We start from the raw sequence: 21,320 nt of genomic DNA on the forward strand, positions 1-21,320 counted from the left end.
GATGCGCTTCGTCGACGAGTACCGCGACGCCACCAAGGCCCAGATGCTCGCCACGCGGATCGCCGCGCTGTGCGAGCCGGGTCGCGCGTACAAGTTCATGGAGGTGTGCGGCGGGCACACCCACACGATCTACAAGCACGGGCTGGAGGACTACCTGCCCGAGACCGTCACGCTGGTGCACGGTCCCGGCTGCCCCGTCTGCGTCATCCCCATGGGGCGGGTGGACGACGCCATCCACATCGCCGAGCAGCCCGATGTGATCATGACGTCGTTCGGCGACATGATGCGGGTACCGGGCGGGAAGGGCTCCTTCCTCGACGCCAAGGCACGCGGCGCGGACATCCGGATGGTGTACTCACCGCTGGACGCCCTGAAGATCGCGCGGCAGAACCCGGACAGGCGCGTGGTCTTCATGGCCATCGGTTTCGAGACCACCGCCCCGTCGACGGCGATGACGGTGCTGCGCGCCGAGGCCGAGGGGATCGGGAACTTCTCGATCTTCTGTAACCACGTGACGATCATCCCCGCGATCAAAGCGATCCTGGACTCCCCCGACCTGCGCCTGGACGGGTTCGTCGGGCCGGGCCACGTCTCCACCGTGATCGGCTGCCGCCCGTACGAGTTCATCGCCCGCGACTACGGCAAGCCGCTCGTGGTCGCCGGCTTCGAGCCGCTCGACGTGCTCCACACGGTCTACCGGATCCTCCTGCAGCTGCGCGAGGGGCGCTCCGAGGTGGAGAACCAGTACGCCCGGGTGGTGCCGTGGGAGGGCAACCTCAAGGCGCTGCGCGCCATCGGCCAGGTGATGGAGCTGCGGCCGTACTTCGAGTGGCGCGGGCTGGGCTTCATCTCGCAGTCGGCGCTCAGGGTCGCCGAGCGGTACGCCGCCTTCGACGCCGAACGGATCTTCCAGATCCCCGGCGGGCGGGTCGCCGATCCCAAGGCGTGCCAGTGCGGCGAGGTGCTCAAGGGCGTGCTCAAACCCTGGGAGTGCAAGGTCTTCGGCACCGCGTGCACCCCGGAGACCCCGATCGGCACGTGCATGGTGTCGTCCGAGGGCGCCTGCGCGGCGTACTACAACTTCGGCCGGTTCTCCCGCGAGCGCGTCAAGGAGGCGACCCGGAGGTGAATGTCGGGAACGGCGGCGCCGGCCGCCTGGAGGACCGGCCCGGACCGGAGATGCTCGATCCGCAGGAGGCGGACCGCCTGCGGGCGCGGGACCGGGAACAGCAGGAGACGGACCGCCTGCGCGCAGAAACCCGGGAGCAGCAGGAGGCGGACCGCCTGCGGGCGCGGGACCGGGAGCAGCAGGTGCTGGACCGCATCGAGCGGGTGCGACGCCGCAAGGCGCACGTGCGGGAGGACCGTGTCACCCTGGCGCACGGCGCCGGCGGCAAGGCCACGCACACCCTGATCGAGGCGGTGTTCCTGGAGTCGTTCCGCAACCCGTTGCTGGAGGCGCTGGAGGACGGCGCCGTCGCCGACGGGCTCGCCTTCACCACCGACTCGTTCGTGGTGACGCCGCTGTTCTTCCCGGGCGGCGACATCGGCGACCTGGCGGTCAACGGCACCGTCAACGACCTGGCGATGTGCGGGGCCCGCCCCCGCTACCTGTCGGCCGGGTTCATCCTGGAGGAGGGTTTCCCCATCGCCGACCTGCGGCGCATCACCGCCTCGATGGCGGAGGCGGCGCGGATCGCGGGCGTGCAGATCGTCACCGGCGACACCAAGGTCGTCCAGCGGGGCAAGGCCGACGGCTGCTACATCAACACCGCCGGCGTCGGGACGCTCGACCGGCCGGTCCGGCTGAGCGCCACGGCGGCCCGGCCGGGGGACGTGGTCATCGTCTCCGGGCCCATCGGCGAACACGGGATCACCATCATGCTCGCCCGGGGCGAGCTGGACATCGAGGCCGACCTGTCCTCCGACACCGCGCCGCTCAACGCCCTGACCGACCTGCTCCTGTCGGCCTGTGCGGACGAGCGGGTGCGCTGCCTGCGCGACGCCACCCGGGGCGGGGTGGCGACGATCGTCAACGAGATAGCGGAGTCCTCGCAGGTCGCCGTCGTGCTCGACGAGGACGCGATCCCGGTCCGCCCGGTCGTACGGGGGGCGTGCGAGCTGCTGGGGATCGACCCGCTCTATGTCGCCTGCGAGGGCCGGATGGTCGTGGTGGTGGCCGCGGAGGCCGCCGGGGCCGCGCTGGACGCGCTGCGTTCCCACCCGCTGGGCGCCGGCGCGGCCGTCATCGGGAGGATCAACGACGACCCGCCGGGCCTGGTCCTGCTCAGGACCTCCTTCGGCGGCACCCGCATCGTCGACCTGCTGGTCGGCGATCCGCTGCCGAGAATCTGCTGAGAACGTGCGAGCCCGTTGAGGTGCTGGACATGAACGACAACCGCGAACCCGAGAGCCCGAGCCGGTTCGGTGAAGAGGAAGCGGAGCACGGCTACTCCCCCGACGTGGGCCGGTCGAGCGAGGAGGTGGCCCAGGCCGGTGACCGGGCCTTCCGACCGCCTCCCGAGGCCGGGGGGCCGGGACGCGAGGTCTCCGAGGAGGAACGCGAGGGCGTCTCCTCCACCGACACGGAGCCCGAATCCGTCCGGGGCGTCGGCCCGAGCGAGAGCCGGAGCGGTGAGAGGATCGCCGTCACGGAGGGGGAAGAGGGCCGCGAGACGGTCGGCGCCGAGGGGGCCGGCCGCCCCTACGGCACCTCCCGCCTTGAGGATTCCACCGGTGTCGGCTCCCCGGAGACCGTCGACGAGGAGAGCCCCCGGATGCCCTCGGGAGACCAGGGCGGCTGACCGCGGTGCCCCCGCTCCCTCCGGCGTCCACCGTTGACCTGACCGCGTGACGGGGCGGACGCTCTCGGGGGACCGGGGCGGCCGGCCCGGCCCGTGGCGGGTCTACCGCGGGAAGACGATCGTCTTGTGCCCGTCGAGCAGGACGCGCTGTTCGCTGTGCCAGCGGACGGCGCGGGCCAGCACCTGGCACTCGACGTCACGGCCGATGGCGGCGAGGTCGTCCGCGGAGTGCGTGTGGTTGACCCGGGCGACCTCCTGCTCGATGATCGGGCCCTCGTCCAGGTCGGGGGTCACGTAGTGCGCGGTGGCGCCGATCAGCTTCACGCCGCGGGAATGGGCCTGGTGGTACGGCTTGGCCCCCTTGAACGACGGCAGGAACGAGTGGTGGATGTTGATCACATTGCCGGCGAGCTTGGCGCAGAGGTCCTCCGACAGGACCTGCATGTAGCGGGCGAGCACCACCAGGTCGGCCTGGTAGTGGCCGACGAGGGTCAGCACCTCCTGCTCCTGCTTGGCCTTGGTCTCCGGGGTGACCGGCAGGTGGTGGTAGTCGATGCCGTACGACTGGGTCAGCGGGCGCAGGTCGGGGTGGTTGGAGACGACGGCGACGATCTCGATGTCGAGCAGGCCCGAGCGCGTCCGGTAGAGCAGGTCGTTCAGGCAGTGGCCGAACTTGCTGACCATCACCAGCACGCGCGGCTTGACGGAGACGTCCCGCAGCTTGAAGTCCATGCCGAGCTCGGGGGCGAGCGCGGCGAAGGCCGCGCGGAGCTCGGTGTCGGGCAGCGGCGAGGAGAACTGCACCCGCATGAAGAACCGCTCGGCCGCGGCATCCCCGAACTGCTGGCTCTCGGTGATGTTGCACCCCTTCCCGGCCAGCAGGCCGGAGACCGCGGCCACCACACCGGGGCGGTCGGGGCAGGACAACGTCAACACAAACTCGGCCCTGGAACTCATGCCTTCACCCTTGAGGAGGTCGGATCGTACGGTGTTTCCCACCTGATCTGGGCAGGGTACAGCGCCCCGGGGCCTTCCTTTCGCACCGTGGCCGACCGGTGACCCTCGCGGGCCCGCGGGACACGACACCGGTGATAGCGTCCCGGGCCTATGAGCGACATTCCGCCGGACGACCGGCCCGCGGCCCGGGTGATCTGCGTGGACGGGGCGGGCCGGGTGCTCCTGCTGCACTGGCGCGACACCGTCAGCGGCCGGAGCCTGTGGGAGCCGCCGGGAGGTGGGATCGACCCGGGTGAGACACCCTTCGCGGCCGCGCGGCGGGAACTGGCGGAGGAGACGGGCCTGCCGGCCGGGGCGGTGCTGGACCGGTGGGTGCCGGTGCGCCGCGACTTCCACTGGCTCGGCATCCACTACGTCAAGACCGAGCGCTTCTACCTGGCCAGGTTCGAGGGCACCCCCGAGGTGCGCCCGGGGTCGTTCACGGCCGAGGAGGACGCGACCTACCTGGGCTCGGGCTGGTTCTCACCCCGGGAGATGGCAGACCTCGCCGACCCCCTGGAACCTCCGGGCCTGCCGGAGGTCGTCTCCCGCGTCACGAGGCTGGGGTGAGACGCCTCGGTCCGGTCCGGGGACGAGAGACATCCTCCGCAGGGGTGGCAAACCTCTCCCGCCGGGGGCGGATCCTCCCCCCCGAGGAGTAGCGGGTATCGACATCTCCCCCGGCGGAGGAAAAATCGCCACCTACCCGAGAAACGGGGGAAAAACAGCCACCTCGGAGGAGGCAAGCCCCTCCAACAGGGAGGTTCTTCACCCCACGCGGACCGGCATGAGCCCCTTCCCCCGGCACGCGACGGCTCCCGATCTCGGGTGAGACGGGAGCCGGGTCACAGGTAAGGCCAGGGAACGGATCTCGGGAGAGCCCGGGGGCCGCAGCCGCGTGTCGGGGCGACGTGCTTCACGGAGGGGGCGGGAGGTGTCGTCACCCCTTGTGGATGGCGCCGGCGACACCACTGAGCCGGGAGACACCGGGTTTGTGGACAATGATCTTTTTCATCGTACTCACCAGGGAACGGCGATTAGGTACGAGGAAAAAATTATTCGGATATTACCGGAATATCAATGCTCCGCAATCAATAATTCTCAGATTCCCACTACTGCGTTAAGGTGGACATAGCGGATATTAGGTCTTTTTCACCGTAAATCACCACGCACCCCCCGCGTTCTTCCCGGCGGACCTCCCGCCACCCGAACTTCCGGTACAGCTCCATCGCGGCGGGCTGGTTGAGGGTGGTATCGCCCCGGAGCCGCGCGTAACCGAGCTCGACGGCCCGCGCCTCCAGCGCGACGGCCATCTGAGCGCCGAACCCGCGCCGCTGGAACTCCGGGTGGACGCGCATGCGGCACATTTCCGCCGTCGTGTCGTCGATCCGGCGGAGCCCGCCCATCGAGATGATGCGCCCTCCGGGAATCTCGCCCACCAGGAACTCCCCCCGGTCGACGAGGTAGATTTCATGGATTCGCGGAAAGTCGTCCTCGTAGTAGACGCCGTCCCCCGGCGCGAGACCGACCTGAGCCAGGCAGATCTGGTGAAGCGCCCAGACGGAGTCGAGGTCAGACCAGCGATAACGCCGCAGCCTGGGCCTCAACTGCCACCCCCGACCAGTGGGTCCTCCGCCGGCGAGCTGCGCAGCGCGTCCAGGTAGACCTTGAGGCCCGCGTGGCCCGGCGCCTTCGCCTCGACCTCCCGGGCGATCTCGTGGGCGCGCTGCATGAGGATGTCGGGCCGGCAGCCCTCGCCCAGGCTCGCGAGCGTACGACGGGCGATCTCCAACGCCTCGTCCACGTCACCTTCGAGCAGCCTGCACCTCGCCCGATCAAACTTGATCAAGGTCGGGTCGAGCCAGTCACCGGGGCCGTACTTGGTCAGCGCCTGCTCCAGGATGAGGTCGGCCTCCATCGCCTGCCCGAGCTTGACCAGGGCGTCTCCCTGGTGGAAGTAGAGCTGGCGCTCGGTGTAGCCGAACGCCGCGTCGTCCTGCTCGCTGGCGGTCATCTGCGAGAACGCGGCCCTGGCCCGGGACAGCGCCCGCTTGGCCTGGTCGACCACCTCTTTCCGGCCCGCCCCGGACAGCATCGCCAGCGCGCGGGCCTCGACCACCGGCGCCATGGCCTGGGCGGCACAGGGCGTCTGCCCCGCCAGGTCACGGCTCTTCTTGGCGAGGTTGAGGGCCTCGCGCGGGTCACCGTAGTAGAGCGGGACCAGGGCTTCCCTGGCCGTGACCCACGCTCGCAGCGCGCGGTCGCCGGTCTCGTCGGCGGCCGTCCGCCCGGTCCGGAAGAAGGACCGGGCGAGCCGGTGGTCGCCGAGGTTCACCATGATCATGCCGCTCAGGCCCGCGAGCTGGGCCGCCATCCGGCAGAGGCGTTCCTGCAGATCGACGGGCTGGCGCCGCTCCATGGCCTTGCGCACCGCGCTGAACTCCAGCAGCACGTCGCACAGCAACCGCAGCGGCGGGGTACTCATGTACTGGCGGCCGAAGCCTATGGTGGCTTCCTCCCATTGGTCGAGCATCGCGGGCGAAACGGTGGCCGCCACGAGCGTGTCGTCCATCCGCCTGCGAATGTTCTCCACAGATCCGAGCACCTGCCCGTCCAGCGCGACGGCGCCGCCGGCCAGGAGCTGTAGAAGCGTCCTGCGTAGCACGTTCTCGTCCTCCTCGCCCCCGTCCGCGGAAGGGTCGGCGCCGATCGGGTGGATCAGCAGCTCACGCGGACCAGGGGAAGTGTCGGGTCTTACTTCCTGGAGATCGCCTCGGACCACCCCGGGCATCTTGTGGCCGTGGCCGCAGATGCACGGGCCGTCGTATCCGAGGGAGGCAGGTTCGACCCGGTAGGCGGAGCACAGGTAGTGGAGGTATTCGGGACCCGGCCGCTTCAGCCCGCTTTCATAGGCGGACAGGAGCGTCTCACCGATCCCGGGCGCCGACTTGCCATCGCGTTCGAACAGTGCCCGAATCTGTTCGATAACATCTGCGAGGGCCACGCCATGCGCGAGACGGTGACCTTTGATCCGAGTAGTCCCGAATTGCGAACTACATTTCTCGTGAATCTCCTCGGCGATCTGCGCCAAGGACCTTCCGGCGGCCAGGCCCTTGGCCCGGATCTGCCGTGCTAACTCCGTTTCCCTGTGCTGCCTGCCGGACATACCGGCCCCTCTCTCGTGACCAGCTGGGCTGGCTGGCACACTTGTCCCGACCGGTCCTTCTCCCCGCTGACCCAGTGTGATCTCTCTGTCGCACTGCGCCTACCGAGAATAATGGACCACACTTGGCTCACTCGGAACGCGCTAATAAAGCCATCGGCTAAGGATCGTCCACCGCCGGACTGCTTCTTTCAACCTACTTGGCAGAAGGCATACCCTGAACTGGGTTTTCCCTCCGTTGACCCATCGGCCCGAGTGAGTCATCTTTGGCGGACAGCACCGAATGCGTGACCGAGTGAACACGATTCGGCGCTAGACGGCGAAAACCACAAGGAGGGACGAAAGGTGGGGGAAGACGACTTCCGGCACCTGGAGCGACTGGTGTCAGAGCTTGACTCCCGCGGGTTGCACGCCCGAGTGGTACGACCCCAGTCAGGACGTGCGTTCGTCCGCGTGATCAACCCGAACGCGACCAGCCTGGCGGAGAACGTCACCTGCCGAGCACAGGCCACTCCCAGCCAGCGGGACATGTACTACTGGTGGTCCTGGGGTGAACGGATGCACACGGTGGAAGACCCCGCCGGTGCCGCGACCAAGGTCGCGCGAGTGCTCGCCGCGGTGGGGGAGTGAGGTGATCGTCGCACCGGACGGCTTCGACACGCCCGGTGCGACGCGCCTGCCGCGGCTCGACGGGGCCGGCGGGGTGACCCGGTGCGGAGCGTCCTCGGACGCTGGGGCACCCCGCCGGCTTCGGGCCGTGCCACCGGCTCGCGGGCCCATGACGGACCCCGCGGACGGGCCTCGCGAGCCGGACCGGCTCTCCGGCGCGGGCCGCGCAGCCCGGTACGACCTCGCGGTACGCGCCTCGTACGAGGCGGTCACGCGGGGCGGACCGGATTCCCGGCACCCGACCGGCCTCGCGGATCGGGTGCGACGAGACCCGCGGACCGCGCGCGACCGGACTCACGAACCGGACGCCGGCGGAGCCCGGCTCGGGACCCGTGTGACGAACTTCACGCACGGGCCTGTCCGGGCGCCGCGACCGGAACCCACCGGTTCTCGCGAGCCGGCTCTCCGACCCGCCCCGGGCCGGAGGGCACCGCTCCCGGAGAACCGGAACAGACGTGTCCTCGTGGGAAGCGGAGCTCATGGGCTCCGGCCCCCGCGAGGACGACAAACCGCTGCATGGCAGCACAAGACGCCGCCCGACCTCCCGTCCGGGCGGTGACCGGAGGGATCCCTCCCGGGAACGTACGGGACACGCTTCCGGGTGCGTGTCCTGTCCGGGCCGACCGTCACCGGAGCGTCCCAGCCCACCCCCCGCGGCCCTGGGCTTGGACGTCCCCGTCTTCCCCGGCGTGATGTGACGGCGGCCGGATCGGTAGGCAATATGAGTAGGTCGCATGACTTACCCGGCTTGCCGAACGATCCGATCCGAGAGGGATCCACTCCGTGTTCCTGTCCACCCCTACCCCCACCCCTGCTCTCACCCCGACCCCTACCCCCAGCGCCAGCCCGGCCTCGGTTCTCGACCCCGGTGTGCAGGACCTTCTCAACATGGGAGCGGGCTTGACGAAGGGATGCGGGGACGGCGGAGGGGTAATCTGCGATGTCGTGCAGACCCTCGTGCCCGTGAGCTGGGCGGCACCTGTGATCGCAAGCGTGATCGCCATCGCGCTGATCGTGACGATCGCGATGGTGCTGCGCAAAGTGGCCCACCGGCTGATCGAACGCGTCGTGCGCCGGGCGTCGTCCGGCCGCACGTCCCTCGCGGGCCGGTTGCGCGGCAACACGGCACCCCCCGAGGGTCTCGACATGATCGTGGCCGAGCGACGCAGGCAGCGGGCCGAGACCATGGGTTCGGTGCTCAAGTCCATCGCCTCGATCATCATCCTGGGCACCGCCGTGCTGACCGTCCTGGACCGGCTCTCCGTCCCCATCGCCCCCCTACTCACCAGCGTCGGCATCCTGGGCGTGGCGATCGGCTTCGGCGCCCAGGAACTCGTCAAGGACTTCATCGCGGGCATGTTCATGCTCCTGGAGGACCAGTACGGCGTGGGCGACGTGATCGACGCCGGTCCCGCGGTCGGCACCGTGGAAGCGGTCACCCTGCGCATCACCCGCCTGCGTGACATCGACGGCCGGGTCTGGTACATCCGCAACGGCACCATCACCCGTGTCGGCAACGAGTCACAGGGCTGGTCCCGCGCCACGGTCGACGTGTCGGTGGCCTACACCTCGGATGTGCCCGCGGTCCGCGACCTACTCAAGGAGGTCGTCGGCGAGGTGTGGGACGACCCGGCCTTCCGCGCCGTCATCGTCGAGGAGCCGCAGGTCTGGGGCCTCGAGCAGATCTCCGAGACCGCCGTCATCTTCCGGGTCAGCGCCAAGACCCTCCCGGCCAAGCAGGCCGAGGTCGCCCGGGAGATCCGCATCAGGGTCAAGGCGGCCCTCGACCGCGCCGACATCCCGATCGCTGCCTGACGTCAACTACTCTGGAGGACGTGTCCGCCATCCCTGAGGAAACCCGGTCCTTCTACGACGCCGTCGGCGGCGAGGAGACCTTCAGGCGTCTCGTCCACCGTTTCTACGAGGGAGTGGCGGCAGACCCGCTGCTCCGTCCGATGTATCCGGAAGACGACCTCGACGGCGCCGAGGAGCGACTGCGCCTGTTCCTCATCCAGTACTGGGGCGGCCCCAACACCTACAGCTCGCAGCGCGGCCACCCGCGTCTGCGGATGCGCCACAACCCGTTCGTGATCAGGTCGGCCGAGCGTGACGCCTGGCTGAGGCACATGCACGACGCGGTGGCCTCGCTGGAGCTCCCCGACCATCTGGAGCAGCGCCTGTGGGACTACCTCGTCTACGCGGCGCACAGCATGGTCAACGCCCCGGACGAATGAACGCACACGCATAAACCCCTGTGCGTAGGGGCAACCCATGCACATGGAAACCCCCTGGTGGCGTGATGCCGTCGTCTACGAGATCTATGTCCGCAGCTTCGCCGACGCCTCCGGAGACGGCGTCGGCGACCTTCCGGGCATCCGGCAGCGCCTGCCGTACCTCGCCGAACTCGGCGTGGACGCGATCTGGCTGACCCCCTTCTACCGCTCCCCCATGGCCGACGGCGGCTACGACGTGGCGGACTACCGCGACGTCGACCCGCTCTTCGGCACACTCGCCGACTTCGACGAGCTTGTCGCGGAGGCGCACCGGCTCGGGCTCCGCGTCATCGTGGACATCGTGCCGAACCACAGCTCCTCGGCGCACGAGTGGTTCCAGGCGGCACTGCGGGGCGAGGGACGCGACCGGTACGTCTTCCGCGACGGCGGTGACCTCCCGCCCAACAACTGGCAGTCGACCTTCAGCGGACCGGCCTGGACGAAAACCCCGGACGGGCAGTGGTACCTGCACCTGTTCGCCCCCGAGCAGCCCGACTTCAACTGGCGCAACCCCGAGGTGCACGCCGAGTTCCTCGACATCCTGCGGTTCTGGCTGGACCGTGGAGTGGACGGCTTCCGGATCGACGTGGCTATGGGCCTGTACAAGGCCGAGGGCCTGCCCGACACCCCGCCGGAGGACCAGGCGTTCAAGGCCGAGTCCCCGATCTGGGGCCGGCCCGAGGTGCACGAGGTGTACCGGGAGTGGCGCAAGCTGCTCGACTCCTACGAGGGCGAACGGATGGCGATCGGCGAGGTCTGGACCGACTCGGCCGAGGACCTGGCGCTCTACGTCCGACCGGACGAGCTGCACCAGAGCTTCAATTTCGCCTGGCTGCAGGCTCCCTGGTCGGCACCGGCGTTCCGCAAGGTCATCGACGACACCCTGGCCGCGGTGACCGCCCCCACCTGGGTGCTCTCCAACCACGACGTGGTCCGCCACGTCACCCGGTACGGCGAGGGCCTGACCAACTCCACGACGGGTCTGGCCCGCGCCCGGGCGGCGCTGCTCGCCATGCTCGCCCTGCCGGGCTCGGCCTATCTGTACCAGGGGGAGGAGCTCGGCCTGCCCGAGGTGACGAACCTCCCCTCGCACACCCGCCAGGACCCCATCTTCGCCCGCTCCGACGGGGAGCTGCCCGGCCGCGACGGCTGCCGGGTGCCTCTCCCCTGGTCCGGCGCGGCTGAGCCGTACGGCTTCTCCCCCGACGGAGCGCACCCCTGGCTGCCCCAACCAGCCGAGTGGGGCGCGCTGTCCGCCGAGCGCCAGTCGAACGACCCCGGCTCGACGCTCGGTTTCTACCGCGACGCCCTGCGCACCCGCCGAGAGCTGCGCGGCACGCTCCCGGACGAGATCACCTGGCTGGACTCCCCCGAGGACGCGATCTTCTTCAACCGCGGCCCGTTGACGTGCGTCATCAACTGCGGCACCGAACCGGTCACGTTGCCGCCGCACGACCGGGTCCTGCTCGGCAGCGCCCCCGTGGAAGGCCACCTGCTCCTGCCGGACACCGCCGCCTGGCTCTTCACCCCCGGTGTCTGACAGCTTCCGGGCCGGTGACGGCTCCAGGCCGGTGACGGCTCCAGGCCGGTGACGGCTCCAGGCCGGTGACGGCTCCGGGCCGGGCGTGCCCGGCACGTGGCCCGGAGCCGCTATCCGGCGAACCTGCGCAGGTAGGCGAGTTCGTCCTCGTTCAACCGCCGCGGCGAGGCCCGTTCGACGTCATAGGCGACGAGCACCGAACGGGCCCGGACGAAGACCTCGTCGTCATCGCGGATCTCGTACTCGAGAAGGAAGCGGACCGGCCGGATCTCCGCCACCCATGACTCCACACGGACCGGGTCGGGGCGGAAGGTGAGGGGGCGCCGATAGTCGATCTCGTGCCGGGCGACCACGAGCCCCTTGAACGGGGTGCCTCCCTCGCGGTGGGGGTCGACGAGGAACATCGCCTGCCGCGCGTCCTCGAGATAGTCGAAGAACCGCACGTTGTTGACATGACCCAGCGAGTCGATGTCGGCGAACCTGACGGCCCTGGGGAACACGTGGCGGTGCCCATCGGTGACGCCGTCCGCGACGTTCTGTCCAAACACACCCAGAACCGTAGCGAGCCCCCGGCCCCGCCTGGACAGCGGGGCGCCGGGGGCTCGTCAACGGCGTTCAGCGGACGTGATCGGGCCGGTAGCCGGCCACACACATGAGCCGGTGCCGGACGGTCACGTGAACCGGGGTCAGTCGCGGGTGAGCTTGCGGTAGGTGACGCGGTGCGGCCGGGCCGCGTCGGCACCCAGGCGCTCGATCTTGTTCTTCTCGTAGTCGGCGAAGTTGCCCTCGAACCAGAACCAGTTCGAGCCTTCCTCCCAGGCGAGGATGTGGGTGGCGATGCGGTCGAGGAACCACCGGTCGTGCGAGGTGATGACCGCGCAGCCCGGGAACTCGAGCAGGGCGTTCTCCAGGCTGGAGAGCGTCTCGGTGTCGAGGTCGTTGGTGGGCTCGTCCAGCAGCAGCACGTTGCCACCCTGTTTGAGGGTGAGCGCCAGGTTGAGCCGGTTGCGCTCGCCGCCCGAGAGGACGCCCGCCTTCTTCTGCTGGTCCGGGCCCTTGAACCCGAACGCGGCGATGTAGGCGCGCGACGGCATCTCCACCTGGCCGACCTTGATGTGGTCGAGCCCGTCGGAGACGACTTCCCAGACGTTCTTGTTGGGGTCGATGCCGCCCCGGCTCTGGTCGGCGTAGGAGATCTTGACGGTCTCCCCGATGACGATCTCCCCGTTGTCGGGCGTCTCGCTACCGGTGATCATCCGGAACAGCGTGGTCTTGCCGACGCCGTTCGGGCCGATGATGCCGACGATGCCGTTACGCGGCAGGTCGAAGGAGAGGTTGTCCATCAGGACCCGGTCGCCGAAGCCCTTGGTGAGCTTCTCCGCCCGGATCACCGTGGTGCCCAGGCGCGGGCCCGGCGGGATCTGGATCTCCTCGAAGTCGAGCTTGCGATACTTGTCGGCCTCGGCGGCCATCTCCTCGTAGCGCTGCAGACGCGCCCGGCTCTTGGTCTGGCGGGCCCTGGCGTTGGAGCGGACCCACTCCAGCTCCTCCTCCAGGCGCTTCTTGCGCTTGGCGTCCTTCTGGCCCTCCAGCTTGAGCCGCGCCGCCTTGGCCTCCAGGTAGGTGGAGTAGTTGCCCTCGTAGGGGTGGCAGCGGCCGCGGTCGAGCTCGAGGATCCAGTTCGCCACGTTGTCCAGGAAGTAACGGTCGTGGGTGACGGCCAGGACGGTGCCCGGATACTTCTCCAGGTGGGACTCCAGCCACTGGACGCTCTCGGCGTCGAGGTGGTTGGTGGGCTCGTCGAGCAGGAGCAGGTCGGGCTGCTGCAGGAGCAGCTTGCAGAGCGCGACCCGGCGGCGCTCACCACCGGAGAGCTGGGTGACGTCGGTGTCCGGCGGGGGACAGCGGAGGGCGTCCATCGCCTGCTCCAGCTGGCTGTCGAGATCCCACCCGTTGCGGTGGTCGAGCGCGTCCTGAAGCTTGCCCATCTCCTCCAGCAGCTCGTCGCTGTAGTCGGTGGCCATCAGCTCGGCGATCTCGTTGAAACGGTCGAGCATGGCCTTGGTCTCGGCGACGCCCTCTTCGACGTTGCCGAGAACGGTCTTGCTCTCGTTGAGCGGGGGCTCCTGCTGAAGCAGGCCGACGGTGAAGCCGGGCATGAGCCGGGCGTCGCCGTTGGACGGCTGCTCCAGGCCCGCCATCATCTTCAGCAGCGTCGACTTTCCAGTGCCGTTGGGGCCCAGGACACCGATCTTGGCGCCCGGCAGGAACGACAGCGTCACGTCGTCGAGGACGACCTTGTCGCCGTGGGCCTTGCGCACGCGCTGCAGTGTGTAGATGTACTCCGGCATGCCTTCTAGTTTAGGGCCTGGTGACTTCAGCTAGGGGCGGCCTCGGAACCCGGCCGCCGAGCGGGGGGAACCGCGGGGGCGGGCAGGCAGATCTGGTCGCGGCCCAGCTCCTTGGCCCGGTACAGGGCGAGGTCGGCCGCGGCGAGCAGCTCGATCAGATCGTCGCCGTGGACGCTCATGATCGCCACCCCGACCGAGATGGTCACAGTGATCATGTTGTCGTCGGCGGGGACCGCCATCCGGCCCACCCGGAAGCGCAGCCGCTCGGCGACCCGGCGAGCCTCGGTCACGTCGGCCCTGGGCAGCAGGACGACGAACTCCTCACCGCCGAAGCGGCCCACGACGTCGTAGTCGCGGAGCTGGTTGCGGATGGTGTCGGCCACCCCGATGAGAACCTGGTCGCCGATCAGGTGGCCGTAGGTGTCGTTGACTCGCTTGAAGTGGTCGATGTCGACGATCAGCAGGGCGAGCGTCTCGCCGGTGCGGCGCGCCCTGACGATCTCGGTGTCGGCCTCGCGCTGCCAGGCCGCCGCGTTGAGCAGGCCGGTCTTGAGGTCGGTGCGGGCCGCCGCCTGCAACTGGGCGTGGAGCAGGCTGCGCTGAAGCAACACCACGGGCGGCAGGGCGAGCAACAGCAACGCCAGGTTGAGCCCGGCGGTGATGGAGACGATGACGCCCAGGCAGAGCTCGACGACGTCGAGGAGCAGACTCTCCCGGTCCCACAGGACCTCGCGCCAGCGGCTGTCGGGGTCGGCGGTGTGCGCGGCGATGGCGATCAGCGCGGTGTTGATCACTGTGAACAGCACGGCGCAGCCGACGGCCACCAGGATCGGCAGGCCGTCGCCCCCGCTCAGCGCTTTCACGTCGCCGACGGTGGCGTGGAAGAGCAGCGAGGCCGCACCCCCGGCCAGGCCGATCGCGGCCGAGCTGAAGACCCGCCGGTAGACGACCGTCGCCCGTACCCGTTTCTGCAGCAGGAACTGGAACGGGATGGGCGCGAGAAGCGCGTACAGCGGGGGCAGGAGCAGCGCGGCCGGCAACCACCACGCGGAGAGCAGGTCGCGGGAGACCCCGGCGGGCATGCCGAGCCTCCGGGTCGCCTCGATGCAGACGGCTCCGCACGCCATCAACGCGGTGAACGTGAGCACGTCAGACCAGCGGAAATCACCGGTAACCGCAAAAAACACGATCGCGGCGAGATCCAGCGTTACGATCCCGCAGAGGTAGCCAATCAGCGGGCGGCGTTGCGCGAGCAAGGGCCACCGGTCGGTCAAGGACGTCATGCCATCGCGTGACGTGACCGAAGTATGACTGGAAGCCGCCATGTCGTCCCCCTCTCCGACTAACGATGTGTAACACAATAGTTGCGGAGTGTGCGCTGCGCGACGGGAACCGCTACCTTTGACGGAGTGGGTCAGCTCGTCAGGTGACCCATGATCTGCAAACCGCTCGCCTGCGAGCGGGCCGTGTAGGGAAGGAGCAGCCATGCTGCGGGGTGTGACCTGGACCTAACAGATGTCTCGGCACCTCACGGGTGTCTCGGCATCTGACACGGGCAAGACCATCGGCCGGTTATCTCGGCGCCGTCGCGTTCACATGGCGAGGCACCGACCGCGTCCGGCCGATGCCCCCTCACTCCCGCCCTGTCACGAGGTCACGAGCCGTCCCCCATCCAGTCGCCCCGCGCAGGCGCTGCTCCCGTCCCAAGCCTCTACGTGTCGCATCTTCCGCCGGTACGGCGTCACGCCGGGAGACGCACCACGGTCGAGAAACCGCGTGACGAGGCACTGAGCACCCGCCGCCCGGCCGTTCCCGAAGAATGTCTCAGGCCGCCAGACGCTCTTCGAAAGGCCAGGGTGTCTCCTCCGGAACGGACACGGCCCCGGCCGTCTCCCGCGCCGTGGCAGGGTGCTTGGCCGTCACTCCCCTCGGGGCCCTCCGCCTGGCGGTCACGGTGCCTTCCCGCTCCGGCACGCCACCGTTCACACCGTGACCGGCGCCGCTCGGCGCGGACTCGGCGGCGCCGGAGGCCGTCCCGGTGGATGCCGTCCCGGCGCCGACGAGAGGGGCGGTGGCCGTTGCGGCGCCGACGGCCTCGACGTCGGACGTCTCCGCCCCGGCCGCCTCCGCCTCAGCCGGGGACGACCTGTCACCGTGGTCGGCGGTGACCACGGCCAGAGGGCCGGCACCCTCCGGAACGGGGGCGCCCCCGCTCATGGCCCAGTCGGACGTCTCACGGTCGAGCTCGGTGCGCTCGTCGTCACCCAGCAGCGGGGCCGCACCGCCGCGCTGGGGCTTGTCGAAGCTGCCGATCCCCCAGCGCAGGTCGTGGCCGAGCGAGTTGGCCTCCACCTCGGGCATGAAGCGGCGCTCGCCCCCGTGGACGAACTCGCGGATCCGCAACCGGCCCTGGACCACGATCGGCTGGCCCAGCTGGACCGACCGGGCGACGTTGTCGGCGAGCCCCCGGAAGCAGCGGACACCGAAGTAGGTCGTCTCGCCGTTACGCCACTGCTGGTTCTCACGGTCGAAGTAACGGCTGGTCGAGGCGACCTTGAGTGAGGTGACCCGGGAACCGTCCGGGAAGGTGTGCTGGCGCGGCGGGGCCGCGATGTTGCCGGTCAGCGTGACGTAGATGTCGTTCATCGTGCCTCCCATGAACGCCGGCGGGCTGCCGGCGGCGTGAAAGACACGATGGCCTTCCCCGCCTCCGCAACAGGCCGCAGAACCGCGTTCTGTGGATGACCGCCGGCCATGTGTCAGGGCTGTGGACAACCATGGCGCGCGACGCGGCGGCACCGGATCGTGGGCGGTGGCCGCACCGGCAGGGAAGCGCGAAGCCCCGGACGACGACCGCATCGACACGACAGGCACAAGATCCCGGACAACAACCCGTCAACAGGGAAAACGCACGACCCCGGACGACAACCCCACCGACACGGCAGACACAAGACCCCGGGCAGCAGGCGGAACAACCCGTACACGCAGGAAAGAACAGCCCGTACACACCGCAGGAGATCCGCGCCGGAAGAGGACCCCACCCGACAACGCCGTACACACGGGAAACCGGTACGGCGGGGAACCGGTTTCCCGCGCCCGCCCGGGCGGGCGCGGGGCCGGTCAGCCGCGAAGGACCCGCATGGCCGAGTAGAACTCGTTGTAGCGGGCCAGCTCGCGCTCCACCGGCTCGACGACCATGGTCTCGGCGATCCCCGCCACCCGGCGGCGCATCTCCCGCTCCAGGCTCTCCCTCTCGTTGCCCGCGCCGAGCACGACGAAGTTGCGGCTGGCCGTGGCGGTGAGCGCGCCGAGCCCGAGAACCGACAGCGCCATCAGCCCGACCCAGGGCAGAGACGCGGCGTCGGCGAACAGTTCGAGGGCCGCCGGCGGCTTTCCCGCACCGAACACGCCGTAGGCGAGGGCCGTGCCGATCCAGGCGAGGCCCGCCACGAAGAGCACGACCAGCAGGTACTGCCAGACGAGGAGCAGCCGCCACCAACCGGGGACCCGGTCGAGGCGCGGGGCGACCTCCGTCAGCTCCTCGGAGAGCGCCTCGGGCAACTGGGCCGAACGGGACCGCGCGGCGTCCCGGATACCGTTCTGCCAGGCCTCGTGCATACCGGAGGTCAGGCCGTCCGCGAGGGCCTGGATCGCGGTGTCCACCTCGGCGGACTGCGCGCTGACCGACCCTCCGCCGATCCCCCGGATCTCCTCCCTCAGGTCGCCCAGGCGCAGACTCTTCAGCGGGTCGGGACGGAGCTTGGCGGCCCAGCGGGTGTACGGCCAGCCGACCCACTCGACGGACCGCGCCGCGTACACGTTCTCCATCGCCTCCCCGATCGCGGGTACGCCGGCCGCGTCGCAGAGGGCATCGGTCAGGCCGATCCGGCGGGCGTCGTCGATGGAGGAGGACGGGGCGGGGGTGCCCTCGGCGGGCACGATCTTCGCCAGCCGGCGGGTCAGCCGGTCGAGGTCCGCCTCCAGCCGCTGGACGGCGGCCCTGCGGTTGACCACGGCCTCGGCGAGAATGGCCTTGAGACCGTCGACGCCCTTGCCGGTGGTCGCCGAGGTGGCGACGATGACGGGATCCTCGACGCCCTCGCGACGGAGCAGGTCGTCGAGGTCGGCGACGCACTCGGCCAGTTCCTCCGGTTCGAGCCGGTCGGCCTGGTTGAGCACGAAGACCGTCACCGCCTCGTGGCCCGCGAGCTCTGTCACGTAACGGCGGTGCGTGGACGCGTCGGCGTACTTCTGCGGGTCGAGCACCCACACGATGAGGTCGGCGACCTGGATGAGCCGGTCGGCCTCGGTGTCGGTCAGCGCCCGGATGGAGTCGTGGTCGGGCAGGTCGAGCAGGATCAGTCCGTGCAGCTGGCTCTCGCCCCGGTCCAGGGCGCTGGCCCGCGCGAAGCGGTGCCGCCACTGGACCTGCAGCCAGTCGAGGAGCGGACCCGCGCCCTCCAGGCCCCAGACGCAGGCGTGGGTGCGTGCCGTGGTCGGACGGCGTACTCCCGTCGGCGACAGCTCCAGGCCGGAGATCGAGTTGAACAGCGTCGACTTGCCGCTGCCCGTACCTCCGGCGAGGGCCACCACGGTGTGGTCGGAGGAGAGCTTGAGCCTGTCACCGGCGTGCAGCAGCAGCCTGCCCGCCTCGGCCAGGAGCTTGGGGTCGACCCTGCCTGGCCCCAGCTCCACGATCCGGGCGAGTGCGGCGAGCCGGCCGCCGAGACCCTGGCGTGTCTGGGTGGTGCCAACACTCATCGAGCGACCTCAAGGTTGTACGTTGCCTGGTAGAGGCGGGTGGCGGCGGTTTCGTCAGGGATGCCTGCGTCGTCGAGAGCCTGAACATAGCGCGCGATCTCGTCGTCGAAAAGTACGCCGATCCGGGCACGGAGATCACTACGGGCCTTGACCCCGATGTTGCGCAGCGACTCGGCGCCCAGCAGGGCGTGTACCAGCCGTTGCGGCAGCGTGCCCGCGGTCCCCTCCGCCGGGGAGGAGCTGTCGCCGAGCAACCCGATGGTCAGGATCAGCGACAGGGACTCGACGTCGAAGGAGATCACCCTGGCCACCGAGCGTTTGGTCACCCCCTCGGTGCGGATCAGCCCGGTGATGTGGTCCTGCCAGGCGGCGACGGTACGGCCGGTCCTGCGCGCGATCTCGTCGGAGGCGTGACCGAGGTCCGGCACCGCCGACAGGACCTCCTGGGCGCCCGGACGCTGCAGCCAGCGCGAGGCGGCCTCCTCGGCGGCCCGCTGCGCGGCCGAGACGACAACCGACTCCAGCCCGGCCCGCAGCGCGGACTTCAGGGCGGTGAGCCGCTCGGGAGTCTGCCGACCGGCCTTGGCGCCCAGGCGGCCCGGTTTGCGCAGGTGCAAGGTACGCATGAGATCGCCCGACCCGGCGAAGTCCTGCCAGCGGGCGAGCACCTCGCCGCGGAGCAGCGAGCCGTTCCCGGTGCTCCGCTCGATCTCGGCGAGCGCGCGGGCGTAGGCGGCGTCGACGTCGCCGCGCAGCTCCTTCCTGAAGGCGACCTGCATCTCCATGTGTTTGGCGAGGGCGGGGACGCGGGTGCGGAAGCTGTTGAGCACGCCGTCGAGGGTCGCCCGGACGGCCAGCTCCCGGCGTCGTTCGTCGACGGACAGCTCGGCCAGCCAGCGCCGTAACTCGGCGACCTCGTGATCGGGGAGCATGCCGTCGGTGACCTTGCTCTCGTTGATCACGAACCGGTCGACCTCACCGAGACCGTACTCGGTGAGCATCCGGACGAAATGCTTGGTGACCACCTCGCGAGACCTCGGAGGCACCCGGGAGAGCACGATGGCCAGCCGGGCCCCGCGCTCCTTGGCCAGGCGGAGCAGCCGCCAGGCGGGGGCGTCGGCGTACCGGGCGGCGGTGGTGACGAAGATCCACAGATCGGCCGCGTCGAGCATGCGGTGGGCGATCTCGTGATGCTCCTCGACGACGGAGTCGATGTCGGGGGTGTCGAGCAGGGCCACACCGGAGGGAACGCGGTCCGAGGAGATGAGCACGAGGCCGTCGGGGGACGCCTCGGGGGCGGGCTCGCTGAGCCGCCGGAGGCTGCCGAGCAGATCGCCCTCGGCGAACCATTCGTGGTCGTCCGGGTGGCAGGCCAGGACCGGCGTTCCGGTGGTCGGGCGGCGCACCCCGGTCGCGCTGACCTTGGCGTTGGCCAGGGTGTTGATGAGCGTCGACTTGCCCGCGCCGGTGGAGCCCGCGATGACGATGAGCGCCGGGGCGGTGCTCGTACGCACCCGGGGGACCACGTAGTCGTCGAGCTGGGCGAGGATCTCGCTCTGAACCCGCCGGGCCTCCTCCGCACCGGGGAGGTCGAGGCCGAAGCGAAGGTCCGTGACGCCTTCGCGCACGGCGGCGAGCGCGCCGGCCAGCGCCTCCGAGGCGGCCTTGGGCAGCGGCGTGTGAAGCACCCGCCCGGCCTGCGTCTCCTTAGCCCCGTCCCGGCCGGCCTCGCCCTCGGCGGCCTCACCGGCGGCAGTCCCGACCTCGACGGTCTCGTCAACGGCGATCCCGGCCTCGGCGGCACCGCCGGCAGCAGCCTCGCCCTCGGCGGCCTCACCGGCGGCAGTCCCGACCTCGGCAGTCTCGTCAACGGCGATCCCGGCCTCGGCGGCACCGCCGGGAACCGTCCCGGCTGTGGCGGCTCGGCCCTCGCCGGTCCCGGCTTCGGCGGTTCCGGAGTTCTCTTCGCCGGCGGTTTCGCCGCTCGCCCTGTCTGCGGTATCCGATACCGTCCCGCTCCGGGTGTCCTCATCTGCCTCGGCCCCGCTCCCTGCGGCGCCCTCGCCCGTATCCGCCTTCGCGGGCGCCACCACGCCGGCGAACCCGCCTGCCGCACCGGCCTCGCCCGCGTCCCGGGGACCGTCGCCGTCGTCGACGCCCCTGGAGATCTCGATGGTCTCGGCGCCGGTCTGCGAACCCTCGGCGGGTGCGTTCCGGGGCGGGTCGGCGCTCTCCGGGGCGCCGTCGCCGACACCGGACCGGCCCGCGACGTCCACATCGGCGCGGGCTGCGGCGTCGGTCTGGACGGTCTCGGCCGCCCGGGCGGGACCGTCGTGAAGGACGTCGCCGGCCTGACCGTCATCCTGCGGGCGGTGCGCGGTCTCGGTGTCCCGGGGTAAGGTCCGGCCGCCCCCCGCGCCGGGGGTGATCTCATCTCCTTTTCCTACGCCGGTGCCCGCTTCGGGCGTTCGCGTCCCCGTGCCGACGCCCGCTTCGCGCGCTCGCGCCCTCGCGGCGGTGCCCGCCTCGGGCGTTCGCGCCGCCCTGCTCGCACGCAGCGGCGGAGCGGCGGGCGGAACGCCCCCCGCGCCTGCGGGGTCGGGCGAGGACGCCCCGCGGTCGGGATCGAGGGCCGGGGGTACCTGCGGCGCCCGCGCGGTCCGCGGAGCCGGAGACGGCCGCACGGGGCTCGGGGGGCCGGGTTTGGGGACGGGCTGCTTGGGGGCGGGCTGCTTGGGGGCGGGCTGCTTGGGGGCGGTCAGG

General features: G+C 70.3%; 18 protein-coding genes. 9 read left to right on the forward strand and 9 right to left on the reverse strand.

Going from position 1 to position 21,320, the window contains the following annotated elements:
• The first annotated feature begins 1 nt into the window (after position 1).
• The 3 genes from hypD to ABD841_RS32310 are packed head-to-tail and all read left to right on the forward strand — an operon-like array spanning position 2 to position 2,804.
• Entirely contained in the window at positions 2-1,129 is a 1,128-nt protein-coding gene (hypD, locus tag ABD841_RS32300; RefSeq protein ID WP_344979700.1) for a hydrogenase formation protein HypD, read from the forward strand.
• Entirely contained in the window at positions 1,126-2,358 is a 1,233-nt protein-coding gene (gene hypE, locus ABD841_RS32305) for a hydrogenase expression/formation protein HypE (protein WP_344979702.1), read from the forward strand. Before hypD ends, hypE begins: the two co-directional genes overlap by 4 nt.
• 29 nt (positions 2,359-2,387) lie before the next feature.
• Positions 2,388-2,804, forward strand: coding sequence for a hypothetical protein (locus tag ABD841_RS32310; RefSeq protein ID WP_344979704.1), 417 nt, complete (start codon positions 2,388-2,390; stop codon positions 2,802-2,804).
• Between the two features lie 102 nt (positions 2,805-2,906).
• Here ABD841_RS32310 and purU read toward each other — a convergent pair whose 3' ends face one another.
• On the reverse strand, positions 2,907-3,761 hold the full coding sequence (gene purU, locus ABD841_RS32315; RefSeq protein WP_344979706.1) for a formyltetrahydrofolate deformylase: 855 nt from the start codon (positions 3,759-3,761) through the stop codon (positions 2,907-2,909).
• 150 nt (positions 3,762-3,911) lie between these two features.
• Here purU and ABD841_RS32320 point away from each other — a divergent pair, with 150 nt between their 5' ends.
• Positions 3,912-4,370: an NUDIX hydrolase gene (locus ABD841_RS32320; protein WP_344979708.1), complete on the forward strand. Its 459-nt coding sequence runs from the start codon at positions 3,912-3,914 to the stop codon at positions 4,368-4,370.
• A 542-nt stretch (positions 4,371-4,912) separates the two neighbouring features.
• Here ABD841_RS32320 and ABD841_RS32325 read toward each other — a convergent pair.
• Positions 4,913-5,407: a GNAT family N-acetyltransferase gene (locus ABD841_RS32325; RefSeq protein WP_344979710.1), complete on the reverse strand. Its 495-nt coding sequence runs from the start codon at positions 5,405-5,407 to the stop codon at positions 4,913-4,915.
• Positions 5,404-6,804, reverse strand: coding sequence for an NsdA family TPR-like regulatory protein (locus ABD841_RS32330; protein ID WP_344979712.1), 1,401 nt, complete (start codon positions 6,802-6,804; stop codon positions 5,404-5,406). Before ABD841_RS32330 ends, ABD841_RS32325 begins: the two co-directional genes overlap by 4 nt.
• A gap of 612 nt (positions 6,805-7,416) precedes the next feature.
• Here ABD841_RS32330 and ABD841_RS32335 point away from each other — a divergent pair.
• From ABD841_RS32335 to ABD841_RS32350, 4 genes are all read left to right on the forward strand, one after another.
• A complete protein-coding gene (locus ABD841_RS32335) occupies positions 7,417-7,593 on the forward strand; it encodes a hypothetical protein (protein ID WP_344979716.1) in 177 nt (58 codons plus the stop codon).
• 984 nt (positions 7,594-8,577) lie between these two features.
• Positions 8,578-9,447: a mechanosensitive ion channel family protein gene (locus ABD841_RS32340; protein WP_344979718.1), complete on the forward strand. Its 870-nt coding sequence runs from the start codon at positions 8,578-8,580 to the stop codon at positions 9,445-9,447.
• 20 nt (positions 9,448-9,467) lie between these two features.
• Positions 9,468-9,866, forward strand: coding sequence for a globin (locus tag ABD841_RS32345; protein ID WP_344979720.1), 399 nt, complete (start codon positions 9,468-9,470; stop codon positions 9,864-9,866).
• A 43-nt stretch (positions 9,867-9,909) separates the two neighbouring features.
• On the forward strand, positions 9,910-11,445 hold the full coding sequence (locus ABD841_RS32350; RefSeq protein WP_344979736.1) for a glycoside hydrolase family 13 protein: 1,536 nt from the start codon (positions 9,910-9,912) through the stop codon (positions 11,443-11,445).
• A 110-nt stretch (positions 11,446-11,555) separates the two neighbouring features.
• Here the strand turns inward: ABD841_RS32350 and ABD841_RS32355 are convergent, their stop codons facing one another.
• From ABD841_RS32355 to ABD841_RS32380, 6 genes are all read right to left on the reverse strand, one after another.
• Positions 11,556-11,993: an acyl-CoA thioesterase gene (locus ABD841_RS32355; RefSeq protein WP_344979722.1), complete on the reverse strand. Its 438-nt coding sequence runs from the start codon at positions 11,991-11,993 to the stop codon at positions 11,556-11,558.
• Between the two features lie 138 nt (positions 11,994-12,131).
• Positions 12,132-13,796, reverse strand: a complete 1,665-nt coding sequence (gene ettA, locus ABD841_RS32360) for an energy-dependent translational throttle protein EttA (RefSeq protein ID WP_344979724.1) — start codon at positions 13,794-13,796, stop codon at positions 12,132-12,134.
• Positions 13,797-13,822: 26 nt separating this feature from the next.
• Positions 13,823-14,944, reverse strand: a complete 1,122-nt coding sequence (locus tag ABD841_RS32365; protein ID WP_344979726.1) for a GGDEF domain-containing protein — start codon at positions 14,942-14,944, stop codon at positions 13,823-13,825.
• A gap of 676 nt (positions 14,945-15,620) precedes the next feature.
• The gene (locus ABD841_RS32370; RefSeq protein WP_344979728.1) at positions 15,621-16,442 is read right to left on the reverse strand and encodes a single-stranded DNA-binding protein; all 822 of its coding nucleotides are present in this window, start codon (positions 16,440-16,442) and stop codon (positions 15,621-15,623) included.
• 474 nt (positions 16,443-16,916) lie between these two features.
• Complete coding sequence (locus ABD841_RS32375; RefSeq protein ID WP_344979730.1) at positions 16,917-18,557, reverse strand: GTP-binding protein; 1,641 nt, start codon at positions 18,555-18,557, stop codon at positions 16,917-16,919.
• The gene (locus ABD841_RS32380; protein WP_344979732.1) at positions 18,554-20,245 is read right to left on the reverse strand and encodes a GTPase; all 1,692 of its coding nucleotides are present in this window, start codon (positions 20,243-20,245) and stop codon (positions 18,554-18,556) included. The genes ABD841_RS32375 and ABD841_RS32380 overlap by 4 nt, the downstream gene beginning before the upstream one ends.
• On the opposite strand from ABD841_RS32380, the gene ABD841_RS32385 reads away from it, so the two are divergent.
• Positions 20,237-20,956: a hypothetical protein gene (locus ABD841_RS32385; RefSeq protein WP_344979734.1), complete on the forward strand. Its 720-nt coding sequence runs from the start codon at positions 20,237-20,239 to the stop codon at positions 20,954-20,956. The genes ABD841_RS32380 and ABD841_RS32385 overlap by 9 nt on opposite strands.
• Positions 20,957-21,320: the final 364 nt, after the last annotated feature.

It is taken from the genome of Streptosporangium fragile (assembly GCF_039534445.1).
Taxonomy (GTDB): domain Bacteria; phylum Actinomycetota; class Actinomycetes; order Streptosporangiales; family Streptosporangiaceae; genus Streptosporangium; species Streptosporangium fragile.

Coding starts and splice junctions, on each gene's coding strand:
- hypD (WP_344979700.1), top strand. CDS start 2: ATGCGCTTCGTCGACGAGTACCGCGACGCCACCAAGGCCCAGATGCTC.
- ABD841_RS32310 (WP_344979704.1), top strand. CDS start 2,388: ATGAACGACAACCGCGAACCCGAGAGCCCGAGCCGGTTCGGTGAAGAG.
- purU (WP_344979706.1), bottom strand. CDS start 3,761: ATGAGTTCCAGGGCCGAGTTTGTGTTGACGTTGTCCTGCCCCGACCGC.
- ABD841_RS32320 (WP_344979708.1), top strand. CDS start 3,912: ATGAGCGACATTCCGCCGGACGACCGGCCCGCGGCCCGGGTGATCTGC.
- ABD841_RS32350 (WP_344979736.1), top strand. CDS start 9,910: ATGGAAACCCCCTGGTGGCGTGATGCCGTCGTCTACGAGATCTATGTC.
- ettA (WP_344979724.1), bottom strand. CDS start 13,796: ATGCCGGAGTACATCTACACACTGCAGCGCGTGCGCAAGGCCCACGGC.
- ABD841_RS32370 (WP_344979728.1), bottom strand. CDS start 16,442: ATGAACGACATCTACGTCACGCTGACCGGCAACATCGCGGCCCCGCCG.
- ABD841_RS32375 (WP_344979730.1), bottom strand. CDS start 18,557: ATGAGTGTTGGCACCACCCAGACACGCCAGGGTCTCGGCGGCCGGCTC.